The sequence below is a fragment of the Empedobacter sp. UBA3475 genome, assembly GCF_002378465.1.
Taxonomy (GTDB): domain Bacteria; phylum Bacteroidota; class Bacteroidia; order Flavobacteriales; family Weeksellaceae; genus Empedobacter; species Empedobacter falsenii_B.
This window is the reverse complement of sequence record NZ_DFRA01000016.1, coordinates 1-23189: the sequence shown is the minus strand read 5'-3', so window position 1 is coordinate 23189 and position 23189 is coordinate 1. Positions and strand designations below refer to the sequence as shown.

At 31.0% G+C, this 23189-nt stretch carries 28 protein-coding genes; 17 read left to right on the top strand and 11 right to left on the bottom strand.

The window, feature by feature from the left end; genetic code table 11:
- Positions 1-127: 127 nt before the first annotated feature.
- From B3I31_RS04540 to B3I31_RS04525, 4 genes are read left to right on the top strand one after another with little or no spacing between them, the layout of a single operon-like run.
- A complete protein-coding gene (locus B3I31_RS04540; RefSeq protein WP_291075741.1) occupies positions 128-1315 on the top strand; it encodes a hypothetical protein in 1188 nt (395 codons plus the stop codon).
- The gene (locus B3I31_RS04535) at positions 1308-3146 is read left to right on the top strand and encodes a T9SS type B sorting domain-containing protein (RefSeq protein WP_219035208.1); all 1839 of its coding nucleotides are present in this window, start codon (positions 1308-1310) and stop codon (positions 3144-3146) included. Before B3I31_RS04540 ends, B3I31_RS04535 begins: the two co-directional genes overlap by 8 nt.
- A 17-nt stretch (positions 3147-3163) precedes the next feature.
- A complete protein-coding gene (locus tag B3I31_RS04530; RefSeq protein ID WP_291060031.1) occupies positions 3164-4123 on the top strand; it encodes a PorP/SprF family type IX secretion system membrane protein in 960 nt (319 codons plus the stop codon).
- An 11-nt stretch (positions 4124-4134) separates the two neighbouring features.
- The gene (locus B3I31_RS04525; protein ID WP_291060033.1) at positions 4135-4779 is read left to right on the top strand and encodes a hypothetical protein; all 645 of its coding nucleotides are present in this window, start codon (positions 4135-4137) and stop codon (positions 4777-4779) included.
- Between the two features lie 37 nt (positions 4780-4816).
- Here the strand turns inward: B3I31_RS04525 and B3I31_RS04520 are convergent, their stop codons facing one another.
- The 3 genes from B3I31_RS04520 to B3I31_RS04510 all read right to left on the bottom strand — a co-directional run bounded on the left by B3I31_RS04520 (position 4817) and on the right by B3I31_RS04510 (position 7055).
- On the bottom strand, positions 4817-5758 hold the full coding sequence (locus tag B3I31_RS04520) for a PstS family phosphate ABC transporter substrate-binding protein (protein ID WP_135834485.1): 942 nt from the start codon (positions 5756-5758) through the stop codon (positions 4817-4819).
- Positions 5742-5936 carry a C4-dicarboxylate ABC transporter gene (locus B3I31_RS04515; protein ID WP_135834486.1) on the bottom strand — a complete coding sequence of 65 codons (195 nt, stop codon included), beginning with the start codon at positions 5934-5936 and terminating at the stop codon, positions 5742-5744. The genes B3I31_RS04520 and B3I31_RS04515 overlap by 17 nt, the downstream gene beginning before the upstream one ends.
- 177 nt (positions 5937-6113) lie before the next feature.
- Positions 6114-7055 (bottom strand): energy transducer TonB, encoded by a 942-nt coding sequence (locus B3I31_RS04510; protein WP_219035203.1) that lies wholly within the window; start codon positions 7053-7055, stop codon positions 6114-6116.
- A gap of 121 nt (positions 7056-7176) precedes the next feature.
- Here B3I31_RS04510 and B3I31_RS04505 point away from each other — a divergent pair, with 121 nt between their 5' ends.
- From B3I31_RS04505 to B3I31_RS04465, 9 genes are all read left to right on the top strand, one after another.
- Positions 7177-7833, top strand: coding sequence for a hypothetical protein (locus B3I31_RS04505; protein WP_286495869.1), 657 nt, complete (start codon positions 7177-7179; stop codon positions 7831-7833).
- Between the two features lie 111 nt (positions 7834-7944).
- Positions 7945-8916, top strand: a complete 972-nt coding sequence (gene trpS, locus B3I31_RS04500; RefSeq protein WP_286495867.1) for a tryptophan--tRNA ligase — start codon at positions 7945-7947, stop codon at positions 8914-8916.
- Positions 8917-9035: 119 nt separating this feature from the next.
- Positions 9036-9365 carry a HesB/IscA family protein gene (locus tag B3I31_RS04495; protein WP_180906272.1) on the top strand — a complete coding sequence of 110 codons (330 nt, stop codon included), beginning with the start codon at positions 9036-9038 and terminating at the stop codon, positions 9363-9365.
- Between the two features lies 1 nt (position 9366).
- Positions 9367-10221 (top strand): hypothetical protein, encoded by an 855-nt coding sequence (locus tag B3I31_RS04490; RefSeq protein ID WP_221854567.1) that lies wholly within the window; start codon positions 9367-9369, stop codon positions 10219-10221.
- Positions 10222-10225: 4 nt separating this feature from the next.
- The gene (gene sufB, locus B3I31_RS04485) at positions 10226-11683 is read left to right on the top strand and encodes a Fe-S cluster assembly protein SufB (RefSeq protein ID WP_114999857.1); all 1458 of its coding nucleotides are present in this window, start codon (positions 10226-10228) and stop codon (positions 11681-11683) included.
- Between the two features lie 44 nt (positions 11684-11727).
- Positions 11728-12072, top strand: a complete 345-nt coding sequence (locus B3I31_RS04480; RefSeq protein WP_219035200.1) for a four helix bundle protein — start codon at positions 11728-11730, stop codon at positions 12070-12072.
- Between the two features lie 39 nt (positions 12073-12111).
- Positions 12112-12867 (top strand): Fe-S cluster assembly ATPase SufC, encoded by a 756-nt coding sequence (gene sufC, locus B3I31_RS04475; RefSeq protein WP_219035199.1) that lies wholly within the window; start codon positions 12112-12114, stop codon positions 12865-12867.
- Positions 12868-12945: 78 nt separating this feature from the next.
- Positions 12946-14265 carry a Fe-S cluster assembly protein SufD gene (gene sufD, locus B3I31_RS04470; protein ID WP_219035198.1) on the top strand — a complete coding sequence of 440 codons (1320 nt, stop codon included), beginning with the start codon at positions 12946-12948 and terminating at the stop codon, positions 14263-14265.
- Between the two features lie 136 nt (positions 14266-14401).
- Positions 14402-15625 (top strand): aminotransferase class V-fold PLP-dependent enzyme, encoded by a 1224-nt coding sequence (locus B3I31_RS04465; protein WP_257468255.1) that lies wholly within the window; start codon positions 14402-14404, stop codon positions 15623-15625.
- Between the two features lie 77 nt (positions 15626-15702).
- On the opposite strand, the gene B3I31_RS04460 is transcribed toward B3I31_RS04465, so the two are convergent.
- The 3 genes from B3I31_RS04460 to B3I31_RS04450 form a co-directional block, all read right to left on the bottom strand.
- Complete coding sequence (locus B3I31_RS04460) at positions 15703-16029, bottom strand: single-stranded DNA-binding protein (protein ID WP_125349072.1); 327 nt, start codon at positions 16027-16029, stop codon at positions 15703-15705.
- An 80-nt stretch (positions 16030-16109) separates the two neighbouring features.
- Positions 16110-16493, bottom strand: a complete 384-nt coding sequence (locus tag B3I31_RS04455; RefSeq protein ID WP_125349073.1) for a DUF3037 domain-containing protein — start codon at positions 16491-16493, stop codon at positions 16110-16112.
- A complete protein-coding gene (locus tag B3I31_RS04450; RefSeq protein WP_219035197.1) occupies positions 16471-17262 on the bottom strand; it encodes a HipA family kinase in 792 nt (263 codons plus the stop codon). The genes B3I31_RS04455 and B3I31_RS04450 overlap by 23 nt, the downstream gene beginning before the upstream one ends.
- Before the next feature lie 109 nt (positions 17263-17371).
- On the opposite strand from B3I31_RS04450, the gene B3I31_RS04445 reads away from it, so the two are divergent.
- Entirely contained in the window at positions 17372-18019 is a 648-nt protein-coding gene (locus B3I31_RS04445) for a SanA/YdcF family protein (protein WP_286495865.1), read from the top strand.
- A gap of 38 nt (positions 18020-18057) precedes the next feature.
- On the opposite strand, the gene B3I31_RS04440 is transcribed toward B3I31_RS04445, so the two are convergent.
- The 3 genes from B3I31_RS04440 to B3I31_RS04430 form a co-directional block, all read right to left on the bottom strand.
- On the bottom strand, positions 18058-18588 hold the full coding sequence (locus tag B3I31_RS04440; RefSeq protein ID WP_219035195.1) for an adenine phosphoribosyltransferase: 531 nt from the start codon (positions 18586-18588) through the stop codon (positions 18058-18060).
- 93 nt (positions 18589-18681) lie between these two features.
- Positions 18682-19110 carry an acyl-CoA thioesterase gene (locus B3I31_RS04435; protein ID WP_125349076.1) on the bottom strand — a complete coding sequence of 143 codons (429 nt, stop codon included), beginning with the start codon at positions 19108-19110 and terminating at the stop codon, positions 18682-18684.
- An 84-nt stretch (positions 19111-19194) separates the two neighbouring features.
- Positions 19195-19455, bottom strand: a complete 261-nt coding sequence (locus B3I31_RS04430; protein ID WP_291060036.1) for a hypothetical protein — start codon at positions 19453-19455, stop codon at positions 19195-19197.
- Positions 19456-19710: 255 nt separating this feature from the next.
- Between B3I31_RS04430 and dnaA the strand changes: the two genes are divergently transcribed.
- From dnaA to B3I31_RS04415, 3 genes are read left to right on the top strand one after another with little or no spacing between them, the layout of a single operon-like run.
- Positions 19711-21138 carry a chromosomal replication initiator protein DnaA gene (gene dnaA / locus B3I31_RS04425; RefSeq protein ID WP_286495871.1) on the top strand — a complete coding sequence of 476 codons (1428 nt, stop codon included), beginning with the start codon at positions 19711-19713 and terminating at the stop codon, positions 21136-21138.
- A gap of 18 nt (positions 21139-21156) precedes the next feature.
- Entirely contained in the window at positions 21157-21603 is a 447-nt protein-coding gene (locus B3I31_RS04420) for a low molecular weight protein-tyrosine-phosphatase (RefSeq protein WP_291060038.1), read from the top strand.
- Between the two features lie 9 nt (positions 21604-21612).
- The gene (locus B3I31_RS04415; protein WP_286495863.1) at positions 21613-22320 is read left to right on the top strand and encodes an SAM-dependent methyltransferase; all 708 of its coding nucleotides are present in this window, start codon (positions 21613-21615) and stop codon (positions 22318-22320) included.
- 145 nt (positions 22321-22465) lie between these two features.
- Here B3I31_RS04415 and B3I31_RS04410 read toward each other — a convergent pair whose 3' ends face one another.
- Positions 22466-22765: a type II toxin-antitoxin system RelE/ParE family toxin gene (locus B3I31_RS04410; protein WP_219034672.1), complete on the bottom strand. Its 300-nt coding sequence runs from the start codon at positions 22763-22765 to the stop codon at positions 22466-22468.
- Entirely contained in the window at positions 22758-23009 is a 252-nt protein-coding gene (locus B3I31_RS04405) for a type II toxin-antitoxin system ParD family antitoxin (RefSeq protein WP_219034673.1), read from the bottom strand. Before B3I31_RS04405 ends, B3I31_RS04410 begins: the two co-directional genes overlap by 8 nt.
- Positions 23010-23189 lie beyond the last annotated feature (180 nt).

Here is a 23189-nt window from a genome sequence, read left to right as displayed (position 1 = left end):
ACTATATTTTTAAACGTTCCGTTTTTTAGGGAAGATTACACATCCTTTAATAAATAAAATTAATGATATAGTAACTTCTGGAATAACATTACCTAACGAAAGTGTAAATTCTTTTGTTCCACGTTTAATGAATTGTGAGTTCCATACAACTGGCTATTATAATTTTTATTATTACGTAGCACCGAATGATATGGATTTTGAATTTACATTGAAAGGAAATATTGATAAATTCCATTTTATGTTATGGAGACTTTCGAAAAATTCGAATCCTAATGATATTTTTGTAAGAACAGGTTCAAGTTCTAATGAATATACAACTATAAATCCAATTAGAGCTGTTTATAGTAACATAACAAAAGAGAAGGGTTTAAAGGGTGGTAAATTAAATGATTGTATATCAAATTCTACAGATGGTTTTGTAAGTGCTTTTGAAAATGGAAGTAAGTTAAAAGAAGGAGAAATTATTGTAATAGCAATTTATGGTACAGATAATCCAATTTTAGAGTTAACAATTAGTGGAGCTAAAACAGTAGATAATCTTGTTTTTGATAACCATTGTTATACAGATGATTATTTATTATCAGATGTGAAGACCAAAATTATAAATGATATTAGAGTTTCAGACCCAAGTATAAATGTTGGGAATATAGAATTTTATAAACCAGATAATACATCTACAAATGATAATATCAGCTATATTAACGGAATAGAACAAATTTTGTATGCCAGAGTTTATGATAATTCTAATAAATTAGTTTATATCTATAAATCTATAAAATTCAAATTTATTCCAGAGTTGATTTATACAGTTCAAAACAAAACAGAACAATATTGTGCTACGTCAATAACTTTTTTAAAAGAGGATTTAATTAGTAGAATATCTCCATCTATTAATTCCTCTAAATATGCAGATTATGAAGTATATGTTGATGACGCAATTGTTAATGGAAATATTCCTTTAAATAATTCTAATAATTATAGAATCAAATTAAAATATATTGGTGCTGAGTTCTGTTCTATAGATTTATTTTCAAGAGAAGTTGAATTTAAGCTAATTAACTCAAATCCTATTTTACCTTCTGGAAAATTTGCAGAAGTTTGTAATACTGAAATTTTATCAGAAGCTGAAATTTTAACTGCTTTAGGAGTTGACTCAACTATTTATCGTTTAGTGAATATGCCAACAACACCTTATAATTTTATTGGGAATGAAGCTAAGTTTAATGTTCAGATTGAAGATCGTTCTGATGCATCTTGTACAAGTAATATTGTAGAGTTTACAGTTAAGAAAAAAAACAAATGTAGATTTGGATAATTTGACTTTAACTTTTTGCCGAAGTGATTTTTCTTTTTCTGAATTTGAATTAATCATCAATAATGTAAAAAAGAATGATAATTTAGTTACTATAAATTTGGTTTATAATGGTACAAGTTATATTGAATCACAACTTCAAAATTTGTATAATGAGATTTACAACAATAGAACACAAACAAGTTTTAATTTATCAATTACAGGAAATAAAGCTGGTTTTTGTGAATCTACAGCTCCGTTGAAAATTACGTTAAATGATTCTTCTATTCCTACAAAACCTTTTGAAGTTTTATTCAATCCTGTTTGTTTAGGTGTGACACAAAATTATACTTTTGATATAGATGAAATAAAAGAACATATTAAAGATAAATTTGGAATTTCAAACATTACAGATTTTGATATTTTTAATTTAGATGGAACACCATTTTTACCAGTTAATGTTAATGCAAATTCTAATCAAACATTAAGTTTTAAAATAAAAAAAGTTGGTGAAAGCTGTTTTTCAGAAGATATGTATTTAATTGTAAAAACAGTTAATCAACCAAATGTTGTATCTGCAACATTTTCAGGTGTGTTTTGCGAAGGAGAAACATTAACAATTGATGATGATTTATTAAAAAATAATTTCGGACTAAATGTTTTTGATTACAAAATATTTATTGATGGAACAGAATATATTCAAGGAAATTCTATCCAAAGAATATTGAATTTTGGAGGAAATACTTCTTTGAATATTCCAATTGAATTTAAAAATACATTAAGAGAGATTTGTTTAACAGCTGTAGAATTAACGGTCAATAAAAAACAAGATTTAATTGTTGATGTTCCTTCATTAGAAAGTTATACAAAAGCGAATCCAATTGTTTTTTGTGAAGGTGAAAACGATGATGCGAAAACTCAAATTCAAGCAATTTTAGATTACATTCAAACTAATTATTCTTTAACAAGTTCTAAAACAAAAGATCAAATTTTTGATCAATTTAATTCTAATCAAGGTTCAGTAGATGTTGATTTTTATAATTTGGACTATTGTGGTGTGATTACCTTAAAATTAAACTACAAGAAAAATTCTTTACCTAATATCGAGGTTGAAAATCCAGATCCATTGTGTACAGGAGAAAAATATAAGTTAGATTTTACAACTCAAACAGATTACGATAAGTATTATTATGAGGTAGAAAAAGAAGATGGAACTAGAATTTTAGGAACATATATTTTTGAGCTTGATGCAGGTAATTATAAAATTACAATTGAAGATAAATTATCGGGTTGTTCTATTGTTAAAACGTTAGTTGTTTCTCTTTCAGTATTGCCTACAATTGATAAAATTACAATCAACGAAAAAAGTATAATTGTTTCTGCAAAAGGAAATGGAAAGTTAGAATATGCGTTGTTTGATTCTGATGGAAAAGTAATTGTAGATTGGCAAACAAAGAATGAATTAATTATTCCAGATAATATCAAAAATAATAATTTTACAGTAAGAGTAAGATTGAATAATTGTGGAGTTTCGGAGCGTAAAAATGTTATTTACCTTGCTTTACCAAATGTTGTAACACCAAATAATGATGGTTTTAATGATATTTGGCAACCAATGACAAAAGATGGTAAAGTTACCGATACATCAAATTCGTACAAATTGATTATTTTTGACCGTTACGGAAAACAGATATTGACACAAGAAGGAACAGATATTATAAAATGGGACGGAACGCTAAATGGTAAACCTGTTGCAGATGGGACATATTGGTATTTGTTAGAATTCTCGAAGCAATCAGATGATTTGCAAGTTTTATATTCTGGTAGTATATTAGTTAAACGAAAAATCAATTAATTGATTGAAACATATTTATGAAAAAAATAACACTATTCATATTAACTCTATTCTCACTTTATAAAGTAGAAGCACAACAAGGGTTACCGTTTTATAATCACTATTTGGTGAGTGATAAAATGTTAATTAATCCTTCGTACGCAGGACAAGACCCGAATGTGATTTCTATAACAGGAACGCATCGCAATCAGTGGGACGATTTACCTGAAAGTCCAAGTACACAAACGGTAAGTGCTCACGGAATTATTGTAGATCGTTTGGCGTTGGGAATGCAATTTTTCAACGATAGAAATGGGGCAGTTAAAATGACTGGTTTCGGAATTAATGCAGCATATCACATTCCTATTGATGATAGAAGTTATGATGGAGATGAAATCAATGTTTTCTCTTTCGGTGTTGGTGCTTCTAATGTTTCGCAACGTTTTGATTATTCAAAAATTATCGCAGAAGATCCGAATGACCCTGCTTTACAAGAAGATAAATATTCTACATATTTTGCGAATTTGGGATTATCTTTCAAATATGCTGGTTTCTCCGCTGGAGTGTCGGTTTTGGATATTCCGTTAAGCCAAAATGTGTATTATGTGAACAATGTAGAGCCTTTGCCAACGTGGTATTATTTCAATGTTGGATATAAATGGAACGTTTCCGAAGGAATTGCGTTAGAACCTTCTTTGGTGTATAATTTGAACTCGAATTCGGAGCGTCATTTGGATATAAACTTGATGTCGCATATTGGTTTTGGAGACAATAATCAAGGCGTTGATATTGGAGTAGGGTACAAGCAAGGAATGGATTCTAAAAATAGCAATCCGTTGTTTGTTTCACCAATCCTAAAGTTTAAAGTTGGTTCTTTAAAAGCTGGAATTTCCTACGATATTGGTTTATCAGATTATCAAGTTGATGGTCGCAAGAACGGAATGTTATTTAATTTAGGTTTCGATTTGCAAAACCCTTGGGGAGCAAGATTTGATTAATATTATGAATAATGAATAAAATTTTACTTTTAGTCCTATTTATTGTTGGTTGTTCATCTTTTAGTTTTTGTAAGTCAAGTCCAGAAACTAATTTTTGGAATTGGTTTAAAAAAAATGAAAAATACGTTTATGATAATATAGATAGCAAAGAATTACAATTAGAATTGTATGATAAGATTAGAAATGAATTAGTAAAGGTTGATTCAAATTTAGCTTTTAATTCAAGTCCAATATTAGAAAATGGGAAAAGAGAATTTACGATTTCGGCTGATGGTTTAAAAGAGAGTTTTGTATCAGTTGAAAAACTAGTTAAACAATCTCCGAAATTCAAAAATTGGAATATTATTGCTTTTCGCCAAAGAATTGGTAATGATAATTTAGGGATTCGTTACAATGATTATGAAATATCTTATGATGATTTGTATTATAAATCGTCTATAAATGAAGGTTTATATGGAATAGATTTATACATCAAGAATTTTGATGGTAGTGGACAAATGCAAAATACAATTTATATTTTACTTGATGCTTTGTTAGGAGAATATGACAAAACAATGCGTATAGATTGGATTGAATGGTATAGTTTGAATGAAGAAGATCTGTCTAATTTCAAACATATAATAGAATTAAGAAAAGAGATAGATAATAGAAAATAACCAAAAAAAACCTTCCATTTCGGAAGGTTTTCTGTTTTTATTGTAAGGGTTGTTCTAGATTATTAATTTGAACTTCACGTTTATAAATATAATAAGGTTGAAGACTTTCGCGTGTTACAATTTTTTGTCCACGTTGCGAACCTGCAAACCTTGTGAAACCAGCTCCAATTCCGAAACCAACTTCATTTTTCAAAATATAAATTTGACGATAAAAAGGATAAACACCATATTTCAAATTCGGAATAGTTGGCAATGCTAAATTTCCTTTATCATCTGCAATTGATAATATTTTTACCTTTTTAAGATATTCTTCAACTTTCGGATTTCCTTTATCACTTAAAATATTCAATCCAATAATTCCGATTGCAGTTTTATCTTTTTGTACAAAATCAATCACTTTTTCTGCATCGCCCATAGCTGTTACTTTTGCGCCATTTTCTACAGATAATTTTAATTTATCATTTATTGTATTGTAATTGGCAGAGTTTGGATGATCGTAAACAAATGTTATTTTCGGATCATTTTTATACAAATTATCCTTAATATCATTCATCGAGATAGAGTTGATTGAATTATCAACAGAGGTAATAAAAACTGTTGCGTCTAATGCAATTACAGAAGAAATATATTTTGTTGTTGTTTTATTGAATAAATGTTGTTGTTGAGCTTTTGTTAAAGGCTTACTTACCATCAAAATAGGAATCTTCCCTTCATAAAAATCTTTGATAGCTTTTTCTTCAATCTCTTCGTTAATCGTAATTTTTACATCTGGATAATCAACCATATACATATTTGCTAACGATTGCGCCAAATTCTTAAAGCTTGGATCTACCGTCATTGCCAAATCTCCGTATTCGTGTAAAGCGCGTTTTACAGCAGTTTTTTGTTCAGCTTTTGTCTGTTTTTCTTTGTCTTTACAACTAAAAGTGGAAAAAATAAGAAAGGCCGAAAGTGAAAGTAAACTAATTTTTTTGATCATTTTTATAAGATTTTATACCGCGATAAACACGAAAAGCGCCATAAACAATAAATAAAATACCCAATAACATCGCTTTTATTTCATCTAATTTGATGATGAAAAACTGATATTTCCAAGTAAAAATTCCGATCAAAAAATAACCGAAACCAATCAATCCGTAAACAATATTCTTATTCATAATTCGCAACGAAGTTACAATTTTATTGTGTTAAGATTGACTTAAAACTTAAATTTTATGCGACAAATATACATTTAAAAGAACTTTTTCTGAATAGATATTCAATTTCTTAAACAATAGAAACCATCACACTCAAAAAAATGAATGCAATGGTTTCAGAAAGAAAAGTATTATTAATTATTCGTTTGTTTGAAATCTAACAGGAATTGAAAAGATTAAATTTGCATCCGAACCATCTTCTAATTTTGCAGGCGTTATTTTTTTACCTTTTCTTAGAATTTGTTTATTGATACGCTCCAACGCAGATTTAGCTTCTTTGCCTAAATCTTGATTACTTCCACTTAACGGTTTTACTTGTGAAATTTCTCCATTTTTGTTTACAATAAATTGCATTTTTGCAACCGCTGAACCAATATTATTTCGAGAAGCAGTTTCGGCAAAATCACTTAATTCTCCACCTAACTCTTTCGAGATTTTATCACTCATACATTTTGTTAAAGCTGCATTTCCTTTTTTGCTCTCACTTTCACAACCAGGATAAATTGCCATTACTGCAGCATTTTTCGCTGAAATTGCAACATCAGGTTTTTTAGGTTCTGGAGTTTTTGGACCTTCTGGAATGTCCGTATTTTGTTTACCTACTTTATTTCCTTCGTCACTTACTTCTCCACCACCAACTTGTCCATTAGATTTATCACCATTTCTATTAAAAACGCCTAAATCTTTTCCTTTTAGTTCGTCAACAGATTTTATAGTTTCTTCAACTTTTGGACTTTCTGTTGGAGTTGGAATAATATGTTTCGCCTGATCTGTTTTTAATTGAATTGTTTTTTCTTCCATCGGTGGATCTTCTTTTGGAGGAGTTACTTCTTCTATTTTTTTATCAGGAGGAGTCACATTATCTAAAATAACAATTACACCATCATCTTTTTTTGTTATTTCATTATTCATTGTTTTATTATTTGCATAAATAGTTCCACCAGTAATTAATGCAACAATACCAATCCCAACAAAAAGAGATTTCATCAAATCGTGGTTTGCAACTTGTCTTAGTTGGTACGCACCATATTCTTTGTTTCGGTTTTCGAAAAGAATGTCTAAAAAAGCTTTGTTACTCATATCAATATAATTTAAGGTTAATGAATCTTTTTTCTTTATAGATTCATCTTTTTGCAAAAAGGTTGGTTGAGGTTTGAAAAATTTTCGAAAAAAGTTTAATTTTATTGAAAAGTAGATTTTTATGCAGCTACAAATTGATAAAAAATGCAATCAGAATTGGAACGAAATGAAGGATGCGGAGTCACAACAAAAGTTTTGTGATGTTTGTTCTAAATGTGTTCACAATTTGGACCATTATTCGTTCAAAGAATTAAAAACTTTTCTGAATGATAATCCTACCGCTTGTGTAAAAATTAAAACCAGAAATTTAGAACAATTTAATTCATACGAAGCTTCAAAATCTATTTCTAATCAATCCAAAAGATGGTTACAACTTTCTTCTTTAGTTGGATTTTTAAGCTTTTCAACTATCACAAAAGCACAAACAGAAAATGATTCGATTGTAGTGCAAGGAATTATTAATGATGGTAATGGTTTTCCAGAATATGATATTCCAGTAAATCTTAAAAATTCGAAAAATATTGTATATACAAATGAAAATGGTGAGTTTAAAATAAAGGTTCCGATTAATCAAGATTTTTATACTTTAGAATATGATAGCTATGGAATTAAAGAATTCACTTTTACAAATTCTTCTATATGTCAGAATATAAAAACTGAAACAGGAGATATTGTTTTAGGTGCTGCAGTTGTAAGTTATTATAAATCTCCAACTATTTTAAGAAAATTAAGTCGCACAATTTCTTGGCCATTTCGACAAATTGGAAAGCTTTTTTAGTGCATCCATATGTTTTTCGTCATTCTTGTCAATTAATTCAAATAAACTTCTCGTTACAATTGGTGCATTTCGTTGATTAAGTTTATCTTTGCTTCTTAAATTTTAAAACAAATGCCAAGAATACTTACAGGAGTTCAAGCTACTGGAACTCCGCACTTAGGAAATATTTTAGGAGCAATTTCTCCAGCAATCGAATTAACGGAGAAAGAAGGAAATGACTCTTTCATTTTTATTGCTGATTTACACGCTTTAACGCAAATTAAAGATGCGGAAGTGTTAAAACAAAATACGTACGAAGTGGCTGCAACTTGGCTGGCATTAGGTTTAGATCCTTCGAAAGTAGTTTTTTACCGTCAATCTGATGTGACTGAAACAACAGAATTAACATGGTATTTATTGAACTTCTTTCCATTTCAACGTCTTACTTTAGCGCATTCTTTCAAAGATAAAGCAGATTATTTAGCAGATGTAAATGCAGGATTATTTACGTATCCAATTTTGATGGCTGCGGATATTTTATTGTATGATGCTGAAGTTGTACCTGTTGGGAAAGATCAATTGCAACATTTAGAAATTACACGTAGTGTTGCCGAAAAATTCAATCACCAAATGGGAGAAACTTTTGTTTTACCACAAGCTGCAATTGATGAAAATATTATGTTGATTCCAGGAACTGATGGAAACAAAATGTCTAAATCAAGAAATAATTTTATCAATATTTTCTTACCAGAGAAACAATTGCGCAAGCAAGTAATGTCGATTGAAACGGATTCAACTCCATTAGAAGATCCTAAAAATCCAGATACAGACAATGTTTTTGCTTTATACAAATTATTGGCAACGCCAGAACAAGTAGAGGAAATGCGTCAAAATTATTTGAATGGAGGTTACGGATATGGTCATGCAAAACAGACTTTATACGAATTAATTTTAGAGAAATATGCTGATGCGCGTACTAAATTTGATGAGTTGATGAATGATAAAGTGACTTTGGATGCATTTTTAGAAAATGGTGCATTGAAAGCAAGAGATGTTGCACAAAAAGTATTGAAACGTACGCGAAACAAATTGGGATTGAAGTAATTTGATCAAATTGTAAGTTGGCGATAAATAATATAACTTAAGCGATTGTTAATATTTATATCGTTCATTATTTGAAGTCATTTTAAATAAGTATCTTTGCAATATAAAATTAGAATCAAATGATTAAGGTTTCAGAATCAGCAAAAAATAAAATAATATCACTTTTACAAGAAGAAGGAACTTCTATCGAAGAATCTTTTGTTCGTGTAGGAGTTACGAGTGGAGGATGTTCAGGTTTAAACTATAATTTAGAGTTTACGAAAGAACAAAGTGCAGATGACAAATTGTTTGACGACAATGGCGTAAGAATTTTGGTTGACAAAAAATCATTTTTATACCTTGTTGGAATGACATTAGAATATTCAGGAGGATTGAATGGAAAAGGTTTCGTATTCAATAATCCAAATGCATCGCGCACGTGCGGTTGTGGAGAAAGTTTTGCTGTTTAAGATGAAAAAAATAGCTTTATTCGTTACGTTTTTGATTGGTTTTGTTGCTTTTGGACAAAATACAATTGTAGAAAAAGATTTGATGGTTTTTCAACCAACCGAATCTTCAAAAAAATTGAATAAAGCTTATTCAGAACAACTATTTTTCGGTTTGTTTAATGTAAAACCTTTTATAAAAGCGTTGGATTTAGACGAATCAAAAATCAAAACAATCACCATTACCAATGCATCAAACAAAAAAGTTGCGTACAAAGCAAATTATGATGCGACAGGAAATCTTCTTGATTTTGAATTGACAGATGAGGTTGCAACACCAACTAAAGTAAGTTATACGTACAAAGATGGTGTAATTTCTGCCGAAACAATAGCAAGAAAAGGAAGTGAAGTAAAAACAAATCAATTCTTTTATGACCAAGAAAATATGTATGTCAAAAACGGAAATAAACTTTTTGATATCATTTGGTTAGAAGGAGATGTGATGTTGAAGAAAACCTATATGGAGCAGAAAATTGGTTTCGAAGATCGATTAATGCACGATTGTAGAATTACAAAATCATTAGGTCAAGACATTAATAAGATTTGTTATAGCAATTCGACATTTCAGGTGCCATTCAAAATAAAAGAATATACACCAGATGTTGCGCAAAAAACAGAAAAAATTAATTTGGTAGAAGGACCTTGGTCAGAAATTAAATTAATTGCTCAAAATAAATATCAGATTTCGAAAAATAATCAACCACAATTTGAGGTGATTTTAGATCAAAATCAACGATTAAAAGAATTCAAATTTTTAGGAAATAAAGCTGATAAACAGCAACCTTTACAGTTTAATTTTACCTATACATTTTATAAATAATAAGATGAGTAACACAAAATATACAGAAGACGATCTACGTGAAGATCTTGCTAGCCAAAAGCAATATGAGTTTGGTTGGACGACTGAAATGGAATATGAAGAATTCCCAGTTGGATTGAATGAAGATATCGTGCGTGCTATTTCAGCCAAAAAAGAGGAGCCTGAGTGGATGACGGAATGGCGTTTGGAAGCTTACCGCGCTTGGGTTAAAATGGAAGAACCAGAATGGGCAAACGTAACTTACGAAAAGCCAGATTTTCAGGCTATTCAGTATTATGCAGCTCCAAAACCAAAGAAAGAATTAGCAAGTTTAGACGAAGTTGATCCTGAATTATTAAAAACTTTCGAGAAATTAGGAATTTCTTTAGATGAACAAAAACGTTTGTCTGGAGTTGCGATTGATGTGGTTTTTGATTCAGTTTCAGTAAAAACAACTTTCCGCGAAACATTAGCAGAAAAAGGAATTATTTTTATGTCAATTTCGGAAGCAATTAAAGAACATCCAGAATTGGTGAAAAAATACATTGGTAAAGTAGTTCCGCCAACAGATAACTTTTATGCAGCTTTAAACTCGGCAGTTTTCTCGGACGGATCATTCTGTTATATTCCAAAAGGTGTTCGTTGTCCAATGGAATTATCAACGTATTTCCGTATCAACTCTGCAGGAACAGGACAGTTTGAGCGTACTTTATTAATTGCGGACGAAGGTGCTTATGTTTCGTATTTAGAAGGTTGTACAGCGCCAATGCGTGATGAAAACCAATTACACGCTGCTGTGGTTGAGTTAATCATTATGGATGATGCTGAGATCAAATATTCTACTGTACAAAACTGGTATCCTGGTGATGATAAAGGAAAAGGTGGAGTTTTCAACTTTGTAACAAAACGTGCAGTTTGCGAGAAAAATGCAAAAGTATCGTGGACGCAAGTTGAAACAGGTTCTGCGGTAACATGGAAATATCCATCTTGTATCTTAAAAGGAGATAATTCGGTAGGTGAGTTTTACTCAATTGCGGTAACAAATAATTATCAACAAGCGGATACAGGAACAAAAATGATTCACATCGGTAAGAATACGAAATCGACAATTATTTCGAAAGGTATTTCTGCTGGTAAATCTCAAAACTCTTACCGTGGTTTGGTGAAAGTGATGAAAAACGCTGAAGGAGCACGTAACTTCTCTCAATGTGATTCATTGTTGATGGGTAACGAGTGTGGTGCGCATACTTTCCCTTACATCGAAATCGAAAATAAATCGGCTCAATTAGAACACGAAGCAACAACTTCTAAAATTGGTGAAGATCAATTGTTCTATTGTAATCAACGTGGTATCGATACTGAAAAAGCGATTGCATTAATCGTAAACGGATTTAGCCGCGAAGTATTAGACAAATTACCAATGGAGTTTGCCGTTGAAGCGAAAAAATTATTAGAAATCTCATTAGAAGGTTCTGTAGGATAGTTATTAATAATGAGTTGATGTGATAATTTGTTAATGAGTTAATGATGGAAAAAGATAATATCATTTTAAAATTAACTTTAGAATTTTCACTATTAATTATAGAATATTGTGAAGAACTTGAATTGGATAAGAAATTTGTTATTTCAAATCAATTATTAAAATCAGGAACTTCAATAGGAGCAAATATTAGAGAAGCTCAAAACGCTGAAAGCTTGAATGATTTTATTCACAAGTTTAAGATTGCAGCAAAAGAAATTGATGAAACCAAGTATTGGTTAGAATTATGTCAATTATCTAAAAATTATCCAAATACAGAAAGTTTATCTGATAAATTGGTAAACATTTCTAAAATTGTGAATAAAATTATAAGTACATCAAAATCAAGATAATTAAAGAATTATCACATTAACTAATTTACAAATTAGATTATGTTATTAAATATAAAAGACTTACATGCTCGTATCGAAGAGCGCGAAATTTTAAAAGGTTTAAACCTTCAAATTAATCCAGGTGAAGTTCACGCGATTATGGGACCTAATGGTGCAGGAAAATCAACTTTATCTAACGTTATTACAGGTAAAGAAGATTACGAAGTAACCGATGGTGATATCGAGTTTGATAATGAATCAATCTTAGAATTAGCACCAGAAGAAAGAGCACAAAAAGGAATTTTTATGTCTTTCCAATATCCAATCGAAATTCCTGGAGTTTCTGTAACAAACTTCATCAAAACTTCTATCAACGAAACGCGTAAAGCGCAAGGTTTAGAAGAAATGGGAGCTTCTGAAATGTTGAAAGAAATTCGTGCAAAAGCTGAATTATTAGGAATCAAAAAAGATTTCTTATCTCGTTCGCTTAACGAAGGTTTCTCTGGAGGTGAGAAAAAACGTAACGAAATTTTCCAAATGTTAATGTTAAACCCAAAATTAGCCATCTTAGATGAAACTGATTCTGGTTTAGATATTGATGCTTTACGTATTGTTGCGGATGGTGTAAACGAATTCAAAAATGAAAACAATGGAGTGTTAGTAATTACACACTACCAACGTTTATTAGACTATATCGTTCCTGATTTTGTACACGTTTTAGCAGACGGAAAAATCATTAAATCTGGTGGTAAAGAATTAGCTTTAGAATTAGAAGCAAAAGGTTACGACTGGGTAAAAGAAGAAGCAGGAATCTAAACATTTTGTAAAATGTAAAATGTATTAAGTCCAAAGTACTTTTTACTTCTTACATAATACATTAATACAATATCTAAAATGATTGATTTAAAAGAAAATTTAGTTTCTCGTCATTTAGTGTTCAACGAAAAAAACAAAGTGAATAAAGAAATCGAAGGTTTACGTCAAGAAGCCATCGAAATCTTTAATCAAAAAGGTTTTCCGACACGTAAAGACGAAGAATGGAAATATACAAATCTTGCTCCTTTGTTGAAGGTGGATTACAAATTGTTCCCAGAAGACGAAGTTGCAATTGAGTACAAAGACATCAAGAAATATTTGATTAATGATATCGATACGTACACAATCGTATTCATTAATGGAAAATATTCTTCGTTTTTGTCAAATACAACACATGATGAAGCTGATATTTGTGTCTTGTCAAGCGCAATGCATAAAACAACTCATCAAGCTGTAATTGAGAATTATTACGGAAAAATTGCGAAAAAAGGTGAAAGTTTAGTTGCTTTAAATACAGCTTTTGCAAAAGATGGAGCTTACATTTATGTTCCAAATAATGTAATTTTATCTAAGCCAATTCAGATTGTTTATTTCTCAACAGGAGCTTCTCAAGAAGCGATGTATCAACCACGTAATTTGGTTGTAGTTGGAGATAATGCGCAAGTTCAAATTATCGAAAGACATCAAACATTAGACGAAAAAGCAAACTTAACAAATGTTGTTTCGGAGGTGAATGTTGGACGTAATTCTGAGATTCATTGGTACAAATTCCAAAATGATTCTAACGATGCTTCTTTAGTTGATAATACATACATCAATCAAGAAAGAGATTCTCGTGCCAATGTATTTACGTTTGCTTTTGGAGGAAAAATTGTACGTAACAATTTGAATTTCTTCCAAAATGGAGAAAATTGTAACTCTGTAATGGACGGAATTACGGTGATTGATGGAAAACAACATATCGATCATCATACATTTGTGGAGCATAATTTCCCGAATTGTGAGTCGCACGAATTGTACAAAGGAATTTATGATGAGAAAGCGCAAGGAGTTTTCAATGGTAAAATCTATGTTCACAAAGAAGCGCAAAAATTGAATGCATTCCAACAAAATAATAATGTTTTATTATCTGATGGAGCTTCAATTAATACAAAACCTCAATTAGAGATTTTTGCTGATGATGTAAAATGTTCGCACGGATGTACAGTTGGACAATTAGAAGAAGAATCTTTGTTCTATATGCAACAACGTGGTATTCCAAAGAAAGAAGCGAAAGCAATGTTATTGTATGCCTTTGCTGCAGACGCTTTGCGACATGTACAAATTCCACAAATCTCAAATCGAGTTAACTCTATAATTGCAAAAAAATTAGGAGTTAGTTTAGATTTCGAATTATAAAATATAGTTCTGAGTTATAAGTAATAAGTTTTAAGTTGAACTTATTTTGAAATATAAAGTAAGTATTTGAAACTATTTTGAATACTTACTTTTTTATTACACATCACTCATAACTCATTACTCAAAACTTAAAAAAATGTCAATAGATATTCAACAAATAAGAAGTCAATTTCCAATTTTAAATAGAGAAGTCAACGGAAAACCATTGGTTTATTTAGATAATGGTGCAACTTCTCAAAAACCGAAAGTTGTTTTAGATGTTTTGGACGAATATTACGAAAAGTACAATGCAAATGTACATCGTGGAATTCATACATTAAGTCAAGAAGCAACAGATTTGATGGAAGAATCGCGTCGTAAGATTCAGAAATTTATCAATGCGAAACACGATTACGAAATTATTTTTACGCGTGGAACGACGGAAGGAATTAATTTAGTTTCTAATTCACTTCGTAATGTTTTATCAGCCGATGATGAAATTATTATTACCGAAATCGAGCATCATTCTAATATCGTTCCTTGGCAATTGTTGTGTCAGCGAACTGGTGCTAAACTAAAATATATTCCGTTAACTGCAGAAGGTATTTTGGATATTGAGAAGTTGGATGATTTATTGACAGATAAAACCAAATTAGTTTGTGTTAATCAAGTTTCAAATGCATTAGGTGTTGTAAATCCGATCAAAACAATTATCGAAAAAGCGCATGCAAAAGGTGCTTGGGTTTTGATTGATGCGGCACAATCTGCTCCACATACTGCAATTGATGTTCAAGCAATGGATTGTGATTTCTTGGTTTTTTCTGGTCATAAAATGTACGGTCCAACTGGAATCGGTATTTTGTATGGAAAAGAAGATATTTTGAATGAATTACCACCTTTCCACGGAGGAGGAGAGATGATAAAAGATGTAACAATGGAGGTTTCAACATACGCTTGTTTACCTTTCAAATTCGAAGCTGGTACACCAGATATTGCAGGAATTATCGGACTTGGAGCTGCGGTAGATTTTATCAATTCTATTGGAATGCAAACGATTCACGATTACGAAAAAGAATTGGTAGATTATACAATTCAACGTCTATCAGAATTTGATGAAGTGGAGATTTATGCAAAAGATGCAGAACATTCTGGCGCAGTTTCTTTCAACTTAAAATTTGACGGCGTTCATTCATCTGATGTCGGAATGATTTTGGATAAAAAAGGAATTGCTGTTCGTACTGGTCATCATTGTGCACAACCAATTATGCAGCATTTCAATATTCCGGGAACGGTACGAGCTTCATTCGCTGTTTATAATACAAAAGAAGAAATAGATACATTTATTGAAGGTCTAAAAACCGCGATTCGAATGTTAGGATAATTCATATTCCAAATTTATTTTGGAATCTTATAAAATAATAAAAGGGAAACATCACTGTTTCCCTTTTATTTTAAACGCTAAAGAAGTACAATTTCATCAATTATAATTTCTGTAATCGTTTTTTGTTGACCATCTTTATCTTGATAATCTCGGTAAGTCAATTTGCCTTCTATAGCAAGTTGCTTCCCTTTTTCTACATGTTTTTCGATCACATTTACAATTGGTCCGTAAGCAACTAAATTGTGCCACGTCGTTTGCTGAACTTTCTCACCTTTGCTATTTGTGTAGCTTTCGTTCGTTGCTAGACTAAATTTTGTAAACTTCTTTTCGTTTTCTAATGTTTTAACATCAGGATTGCTACCAACATTCCCAATTAGCTGAACTTTGTTTCTTAATGTACTCATGGCGATAAATAATTTAAAATTAATGTATGACCAAATTTAAGAAAATATTTTTAAAACATTCGTTTTTAAGCGTTTAACTTTTATAAAACATGTTCTTTATATAATTGATCCAAGGTTTTATCAAGGTTTGTTGTTTTACCAGGATGCGGACGAGAACTTTGGATAGACGAACTTCTGACAGCTGTTAACCAACGAAAACGTTCAGGGGTTTCGAAATTAGATACAGCAGATTCGGGATGAATTCCTTCGGCAATTTTAGACAAAGCATTCAAATTACTGTCAATAAAATCAAGATCTAATTCGTGGCAAAAAGCATTGATTCTACTATCATTAATAAAATATTTTACTTTCAAATAATCTTCTTTTTTCGAAAATAAAATTACTCCAACATTGATAAACTCTTCGCGTTCAACTTTAGGAACCAAACGAAGAATTGCATACTCATATAAGATTTTTTCTGGCATTATTCGCTTCGTTTATAAAAAGTTCGGAATGTTGTAATCGTGTTTTGATAAATGTTTTGTAAACCGTTCTCATTTCTTCGTGAGTAGCATGTGTAACTTCTGTTTCTAACCATTCATCAGGAATCAAATCGACAATTTTATCAATGATTTCATCATTCAAAATCGCTTTAAATTCTGTATCAACTTCTTCAAGTTTTGTAGCATTTTTCAATAGAACATGGTCTTTAATTGGCGTAAAGGGTGCAAGAGCTGCTTTTTCCCAATTGTCCCACGAATGATGAAAATAATAGGAAGCACCATGATCAATCAACCACAATTCTTTGTGCCACATTAACATATTTGTATTGCGAAAAGTACGATCAACATTCGTCAAAAAAGCATCTAACCAAACAATTTGAGAAGATAATTTATCATCAATTTTCATTACAGCAGGATCATAATTGATTGCACCAGATAAATAATGCAAAGCCAAATTAGTTCCTTCGCTAAATTTTAACAAATCCTGAATTTCTTCATCAGCTTCGGATTGACCAAAATATTCGTCCAAATTTGCAAAAACTAATTCAGGAACTTTAAATCCTAAAACACGTGCAATTTCTCCTCCTAATAATTCAGAAATCAGCATGCGAGGACCATGACCAGCACCTTTAAATTTTAAAACATATTTAAAACCGTCATCTGCATCAGCTAGTGCAGGCAAAGAACCACCTTCGCGCAAAGGTTGCAAATAGCGTTCAACGGTAACTGTTCTTAACTCAATCTCATTCATTCTCTAAAATTACGATGAAAAATTTAAAATAATTTTCACATTTATAATTTTTAAATATCACTAAACTTATAGACTGTTGAATGTTAAAATTTTTTAAAACAAAAGATAGTTGAGTAAACTTGTAAAAATAGGAAGATTTGTAATGCGTAAAAGTATGTTTATCGCTGGATTAATAGCGGTTTTTACTTTGATCGTTGCATTGATTATTCAAGTTTTTACTTCGTATTACATTTACAATTATCAAGGAAATATTCCGTCAGATTATCGTGTGGCAGTTGTTTTTGGTGCAAAAGTGCAAGCTAATGGACAACCAACTCGTTTTTTGAAAGATCGTTTGGATGCTGCAATTCGACTTTACAAAGAGGATCAAGTGGATGTAATTTTACTTTCTGGAGAAAAACTTCACGAGAATTTTAATGAAATTGATGTGATGGAAAAATACTTGTTGGATAGAGGTGTCAAAATTGAAGATACTTATCTAGATGGAGCAGGTTTGGATACATATAGCACAATCTACAGAACCAAAAATATTTATCAATTTGATAAAGTGATTTTAATTTCTCAATCTTATCATCTCAAAAGAGCGCTTTTCTTAGGAAAAGTTTTCGGATTGGATTGTATTGGATATAATGCGGATAGCGGACCTTATAAAACGGAAGGTAAACAGAGTTTTAGAGAAATTTTAGCGAATATAAAAGCTTTGTTGGATATTGGTAATGAAAGAGCGCCAGAAGTGATTATAGCGCCTAAAAAATAAAAAAAACTCCGCTCAAAATTTTGAGCGGAGTTTTTAGTTTAATATTCTGTTAAAGTAACAATATCAGTTGTAAAAGATGTTAATTTATCTTTACCATGTAGGAAAGTTAAATCAACAATAAAAGAAAACTGTGTTGTTTTTCCACCACATTTTTCTACCAATTTAGCACAAGCTTCGGCAGTTCCACCAGTTGCTAAAACATCGTCGTGAATTAGAACTCGCGCACCATCTTTGATGTAATTCGAATTTACTTCGATAGTTGCTTGTCCATATTCCAAATCATAAGATTGACTAATTGTTGGAGGAGGTAATTTACCAGCTTTACGAATTAATACAAAAGGAACTTTTAATTTTTGTGCAATCTGAATTCCGTACAAAAATCCACGGCTTTCAATTCCACAAACAATATCCACTTTACCTTTTGCTTTTTCTACAAAAGCGTCTACAATTTCATTCGAAAGTTCAGAATTTAAGAACAATGGAGTAATGTCTTTGTAGACAATTCCTTCTTTTGGAAAATCGATAACGTCTACAATCGTTTGATTGATTTTTTCTTGAAGTGTTGACATTCGTTTTTAATCATGTTTTGTTAAGGAACAAATTTAATGAGAAATCATTTGCAAGAATTTGTTTTAACGAATAATTAATGATTCTAAATAATATTATAAACCTAAACTTGTCCAAATACGTTCTGGAATACGAACAGGACGACGAGTTTCGGCATCAATACAACATAAAATAGTGTATCCTTGATTAATTATTTTTCCCACTTCATTATATATATTGTAATCAAATCGAATGCGAACACCTTTGTCACGCTCATGAACTGTTGTTTCAATTTCGATTAATTCATCGTACAAAGCGCTACCAATATATTTTGTATGCATTTCAATAATTGGCATCTGAATTCCCATTGCTTCCAATTCAGCATAAGGAAAACCACGTTTGCGCATCAATTCTACACGACCAATTTCATAAAACTCAGGATAATTTCCATAATAAACCACTTTCATTTGATCGGTGTGTTTATATAGAATACGAGTTTTGGTGCGAAAAACATTTAATTGTTCGGTTTCTTCTATCTTCTCCATAATTTTCTAAAACATCATTTTAATCTTCAAAAGTAGAGAACAAAAAAAAGACTTTATCATTAATTATATAAAAAATGAAAAAGTCTATTCAGTAATTTTTTTGTAATCCATCCAACTAAAAGAAGTTTGCGAAGAATCTTTTTGCTCTTCTTTTAAGAAATCATATTGAATTTGAATAATTGTTTTGAAAGTAGGATTTGCTATTTCATAATAAAAAGTCCTTACATTTTTTTCTTCACCTTGTTCAATTCGTAAAAGAGAAAAATTATTTTTGACGCCCAAATCATTTAAATGATTTTCTACTTTGATAATTGCGAAGTCAATTTTTTCTTGTGTAATTTCCATAGTGATACAAAAATAAGAATTAATAGTTTTATAAGCCAAAATATGTCCGAAAAGATTATCTTTGCAGTATTTTTATTTTATCTAAAACTACTTATTGATTATTTTTAATTATACAAAGTATTTTTTAATATATCAATACCTAAATCATTTTTTTTATTCAAAATTTGTTCACAATTTTGTAGAGAAGGGTTGATGAAAATTTAACATTGACTTTCAGTATTTTACATTAAAACTTAAGCACTTTTGGACAATATTATGACGATAACTGCAAATTCTGTGTGGGAAAAATGCTTGTCTTTTATAAAAGACAACATTGCAGAAGATGCCTTCAATACTTGGTTTGTACCGATACGTCCGGGCAAACTAAATAATAATGTTTTAACAATACAAGTACCAAGTAAATTTTTTTACGAATGGTTAGAGGAGCATTATATCAAAATTTTAAAAAGTGCCTTACAAAAAGAATTAGGTTCTGATGCAAAATTGGTATACAGTATTTTGATGGATCAAAAGTCGCAAGGACGTGAGCCATTCACGGTACGTATTCCAAGTTCGAACAAAGAAAAACCTCGCCCACAAGAGGTAGAAGCGCCAATTAATTTGCAAGCTGGTAAAATGATGAATCCTTTCGTTATTCCAGGATTGCAAAAATTAAAAATTGATTCGCAATTAAATCATAATTATACATTCAATAATTTTATCGAAGGAGAATCAAACCGATTAGCACGTGCGGCTGGTCGTGCGATTGCCAAACGCCCAGGAGGAACTTCGTTCAATCCACTATTCATCTATGGTGGAGTAGGGTTAGGAAAAACTCATTTGGTGCATGCGATAGGTTTAGAAGTAAAAGATTTACACCCAGAGAAAACTGTTTTGTATGTTTCAACTGAGAAATTTACACAACAATTTATTGAAGCTGTAAAAAATAATAATCAAAATGATTTCATTCACTTTTATCAAATGATTGATGTTTTGATTATGGATGATATTCAGTTTTTATCTGGAAAAGCAAAAACGCAAGAAGTTTTTTTCCATATATTTAACCATTTACATCAAAGAGGAAATCAGATTATTTTGACTTCGGATAAATCTCCAGCAGATATTCAAGATATGGAAGATCGATTAATTTCTCGTTTCAAATGGGGATTATCAGCCGATTTGCAAAACCCTGATTACAATACACGTCTTTCAATTTTGAAACAAAAATTAGAAAACGATGGTATCGAATTTCCTGATGAAGTAATGGATTATATCGCACAAAATATTGATACAAATGTGCGTGAATTAGAAGGTTCATTAAACTCAATCATTGCGCAAGCAACGTTGAATAAACGTGAAATTACCTTAGATTTAACATCACGTACGTTATCTAAATTAGTACAAACAGCTCGCAAAGAAATCTCGATTGATTACATTCAGAAAACAGTTTGTGAATACTTTAAAGTGAAGATTGAAGATATTCAGTCAAAAACACGTAAACGTGATGTCGTACAAGCGCGTCAATTAGCAATGTATTTTGCAAAACAATATACAAAAGCGTCTTTGGCAAGTATTGGAACACAAATCGGTAAACGTGATCACGCAACAGTTTTACACGCTTGTAAAACAGTGAAAAATTTACAAGAAACGGACAAGCAATTTCGTGGTTATATTGAAGATATTTCACGTAAAATTTCAGATTAATCTATAAATATTTTTTCAATGAAAATTTTGATGGTTTGTTTAGGTAATATTTGTCGTTCTCCGTTGGCAGAAGGAATTTTACAATCAAAGGTTGGCGACAATCATTTGGTAGATTCTGCTGGTACGGGTGATTGGCATGTTGGTGAACAACCAGATAGACGCTCGGTTGCGGTTGCTAAAAAATATGGTGTTGATATTTCTGATCAACGTGCAATGCTTTTCAATCCAATTTTTTTCGATGAGTTTGATTTAATCTTTGCAATGGATAAACAAAATTTAATTAATTTGCAACAATTAGCTCGAAGCGAAGAGGAGCAAAGTAAAATCAAATTGATCTTGAAAGATGGAATAGGGCAAACGCAAAATGTTCCTGATCCTTACTACGATGGAGAAGATGCTTTCGAGCATGTTTATCAATTATTAGATGAAGCCACAGACGGAATCATCAAAAAATATAATCTTTAAAATTATACAATGAAAACGGCTAAAGTTTATTTGATTCCTTCACTTTTAGGTGAAAGCGAACACAGTAGAGTATTGCCTTTATACAATCTTGACATTATTCGAGCAATTGATACGTTTGTGGTAGAAAACGAAAAATCTGCACGTAAATTTATCAAACAAGTTTGCCCCGAAAAAGTTCAAGCCGATTTAGATATTTACATTCTAAACAAAGATACAGAGCCAGAAGAAATGTTAGATTTGATCAAATTATTTGATCAAAACAAAACGATCGGAATTATTTCCGAAGCTGGTTTGCCTGCGGTTGCAGATCCGGGTGCGCAGTTGGTAAAAGTTGCGCAACAGAAACGCATCCAGGTAGTTCCTTTGGTTGGTCCATCGTCGATTTTGTTGGCGTTAATGGCTTCTGGAATGAATGGTCAAAACTTTGCTTTTCACGGTTATTTACCAATCGATAAAACAGAACGTAAAAAGAAATTAGCGCATTTGGAAGCTGAAAGCGCGAAAACGGGAATTGCTCAAATTTTTATGGAAACGCCTTATCGTAACAATCAAATGGTAGACGATTTAACGAAGATTCTTCGTGCCGAAACCAAGATTTGTGTCGCGTGCCACATTACATTAGAGGACGAAGATATCCGCACGTTATCGATCAAAGAGTGGAAAAATGAAAAGTATGATTTTCATAAACGTCCTGCTATTTTTGTGATGCAAGCTTAAAATTTTATAATATAGATCAACACTTCGTGTTGCTTTTCACGAGTCGTTTATCCAAAGTAAATAAAATAGCCAACTTGAAAAAGTTGGCTTTCTCGTATAATCGTTTTTTGCGGTGAAAATAGTTGAAGTGAGAAAATTAAAAAGTTTATTCTTTTATACGATTCTTCAAATCCATTTCCGCACCGAGAATTCTTGTTATTTCAATTTCATCTTTAGTTAGAATTCTATAAAAGATAATGTGTTGATTGGCTAAAAATCCGTAAAGTTCAGAATTAATCTCACTATAATTTCTTCCAATCATGGGGTTTTCGGCTAATAACTGACAAAAATTGATTAGTTCTTCATAATATTTATCCGCTTGATTCTGTGACCACAATTCAAACGTATATTCATATATTTTCGAAAGATCTTCAACAGCTTTATTTGTCAAGAAATACTTAGCCATTATTTTTTATTTTGGCTTTCAAAGTTTCGAGGTGTTTTTTTGCATCAAAATCCTCTGCAATTCCACTATCTATACCTTCTTGTATCGAATTTTTCAATAACTGAATTTTATCTTCTTCTTCTTCCAAAAGTCTCAAACCAGCTCTAATAACCTCACTTGCATTTTTGTATCTTCCTTGAGAGACTTTTGTATCAACAAATTCTTCAAAATAATTTCCCAAAGAAACAGATGTATTTCGTCCCATAACGTCTTATTTAGTTTAATAAAATAAAGTTACCAAATTTTGGTAACTATTGCTAATGTTTTAATATTGAATTTGTTTTATTTAGAAAATAGGTGGTATAGGATTCTCAATTTTATTTCTTTTTATATAATAAACTGTCATTAAAATGATACATAATGTAGTGTAATCTTCCCCTTGTTA

What these genes read in the sequence shown, in the direction of transcription:
- B3I31_RS04540 (WP_291075741.1), top strand. Translation starts at nt 128, where the DNA reads ATGAATTGTGAGTTCCATACAACTGGCTATTATAATTTTTATTATTAC.
- B3I31_RS04530 (WP_291060031.1), top strand. Translation starts at nt 3,164, where the DNA reads ATGAAAAAAATAACACTATTCATATTAACTCTATTCTCACTTTATAAA.
- B3I31_RS04525 (WP_291060033.1), top strand. Translation starts at nt 4,135, where the DNA reads ATGAATAAAATTTTACTTTTAGTCCTATTTATTGTTGGTTGTTCATCT.
- B3I31_RS04520 (WP_135834485.1), bottom strand. Translation starts at nt 5,758, where the DNA reads ATGATCAAAAAAATTAGTTTACTTTCACTTTCGGCCTTTCTTATTTTT.
- B3I31_RS04515 (WP_135834486.1), bottom strand. Translation starts at nt 5,936, where the DNA reads ATGAATAAGAATATTGTTTACGGATTGATTGGTTTCGGTTATTTTTTG.
- B3I31_RS04510 (WP_219035203.1), bottom strand. Translation starts at nt 7,055, where the DNA reads ATGAGTAACAAAGCTTTTTTAGACATTCTTTTCGAAAACCGAAACAAA.
- B3I31_RS04505 (WP_286495869.1), top strand. Translation starts at nt 7,177, where the DNA reads ATGCAGCTACAAATTGATAAAAAATGCAATCAGAATTGGAACGAAATG.
- trpS (WP_286495867.1), top strand. Translation starts at nt 7,945, where the DNA reads ATGCCAAGAATACTTACAGGAGTTCAAGCTACTGGAACTCCGCACTTA.
- B3I31_RS04495 (WP_180906272.1), top strand. Translation starts at nt 9,036, where the DNA reads ATGATTAAGGTTTCAGAATCAGCAAAAAATAAAATAATATCACTTTTA.
- B3I31_RS04490 (WP_221854567.1), top strand. Translation starts at nt 9,367, where the DNA reads ATGAAAAAAATAGCTTTATTCGTTACGTTTTTGATTGGTTTTGTTGCT.
- sufB (WP_114999857.1), top strand. Translation starts at nt 10,226, where the DNA reads ATGAGTAACACAAAATATACAGAAGACGATCTACGTGAAGATCTTGCT.
- B3I31_RS04480 (WP_219035200.1), top strand. Translation starts at nt 11,728, where the DNA reads ATGGAAAAAGATAATATCATTTTAAAATTAACTTTAGAATTTTCACTA.
- sufC (WP_219035199.1), top strand. Translation starts at nt 12,112, where the DNA reads ATGTTATTAAATATAAAAGACTTACATGCTCGTATCGAAGAGCGCGAA.
- sufD (WP_219035198.1), top strand. Translation starts at nt 12,946, where the DNA reads ATGATTGATTTAAAAGAAAATTTAGTTTCTCGTCATTTAGTGTTCAAC.
- B3I31_RS04465 (WP_257468255.1), top strand. Translation starts at nt 14,402, where the DNA reads ATGTCAATAGATATTCAACAAATAAGAAGTCAATTTCCAATTTTAAAT.
- B3I31_RS04460 (WP_125349072.1), bottom strand. Translation starts at nt 16,029, where the DNA reads ATGAGTACATTAAGAAACAAAGTTCAGCTAATTGGGAATGTTGGTAGC.
- B3I31_RS04455 (WP_125349073.1), bottom strand. Translation starts at nt 16,493, where the DNA reads ATGCCAGAAAAAATCTTATATGAGTATGCAATTCTTCGTTTGGTTCCT.
- B3I31_RS04450 (WP_219035197.1), bottom strand. Translation starts at nt 17,262, where the DNA reads ATGAATGAGATTGAGTTAAGAACAGTTACCGTTGAACGCTATTTGCAA.
- B3I31_RS04440 (WP_219035195.1), bottom strand. Translation starts at nt 18,588, where the DNA reads ATGTCAACACTTCAAGAAAAAATCAATCAAACGATTGTAGACGTTATC.
- B3I31_RS04435 (WP_125349076.1), bottom strand. Translation starts at nt 19,110, where the DNA reads ATGGAGAAGATAGAAGAAACCGAACAATTAAATGTTTTTCGCACCAAA.
- B3I31_RS04430 (WP_291060036.1), bottom strand. Translation starts at nt 19,455, where the DNA reads ATGGAAATTACACAAGAAAAAATTGACTTCGCAATTATCAAAGTAGAA.
- dnaA (WP_286495871.1), top strand. Translation starts at nt 19,711, where the DNA reads ATGACGATAACTGCAAATTCTGTGTGGGAAAAATGCTTGTCTTTTATA.
- B3I31_RS04420 (WP_291060038.1), top strand. Translation starts at nt 21,157, where the DNA reads ATGAAAATTTTGATGGTTTGTTTAGGTAATATTTGTCGTTCTCCGTTG.
- B3I31_RS04415 (WP_286495863.1), top strand. Translation starts at nt 21,613, where the DNA reads ATGAAAACGGCTAAAGTTTATTTGATTCCTTCACTTTTAGGTGAAAGC.
- B3I31_RS04410 (WP_219034672.1), bottom strand. Translation starts at nt 22,765, where the DNA reads ATGGCTAAGTATTTCTTGACAAATAAAGCTGTTGAAGATCTTTCGAAA.
- B3I31_RS04405 (WP_219034673.1), bottom strand. Translation starts at nt 23,009, where the DNA reads ATGGGACGAAATACATCTGTTTCTTTGGGAAATTATTTTGAAGAATTT.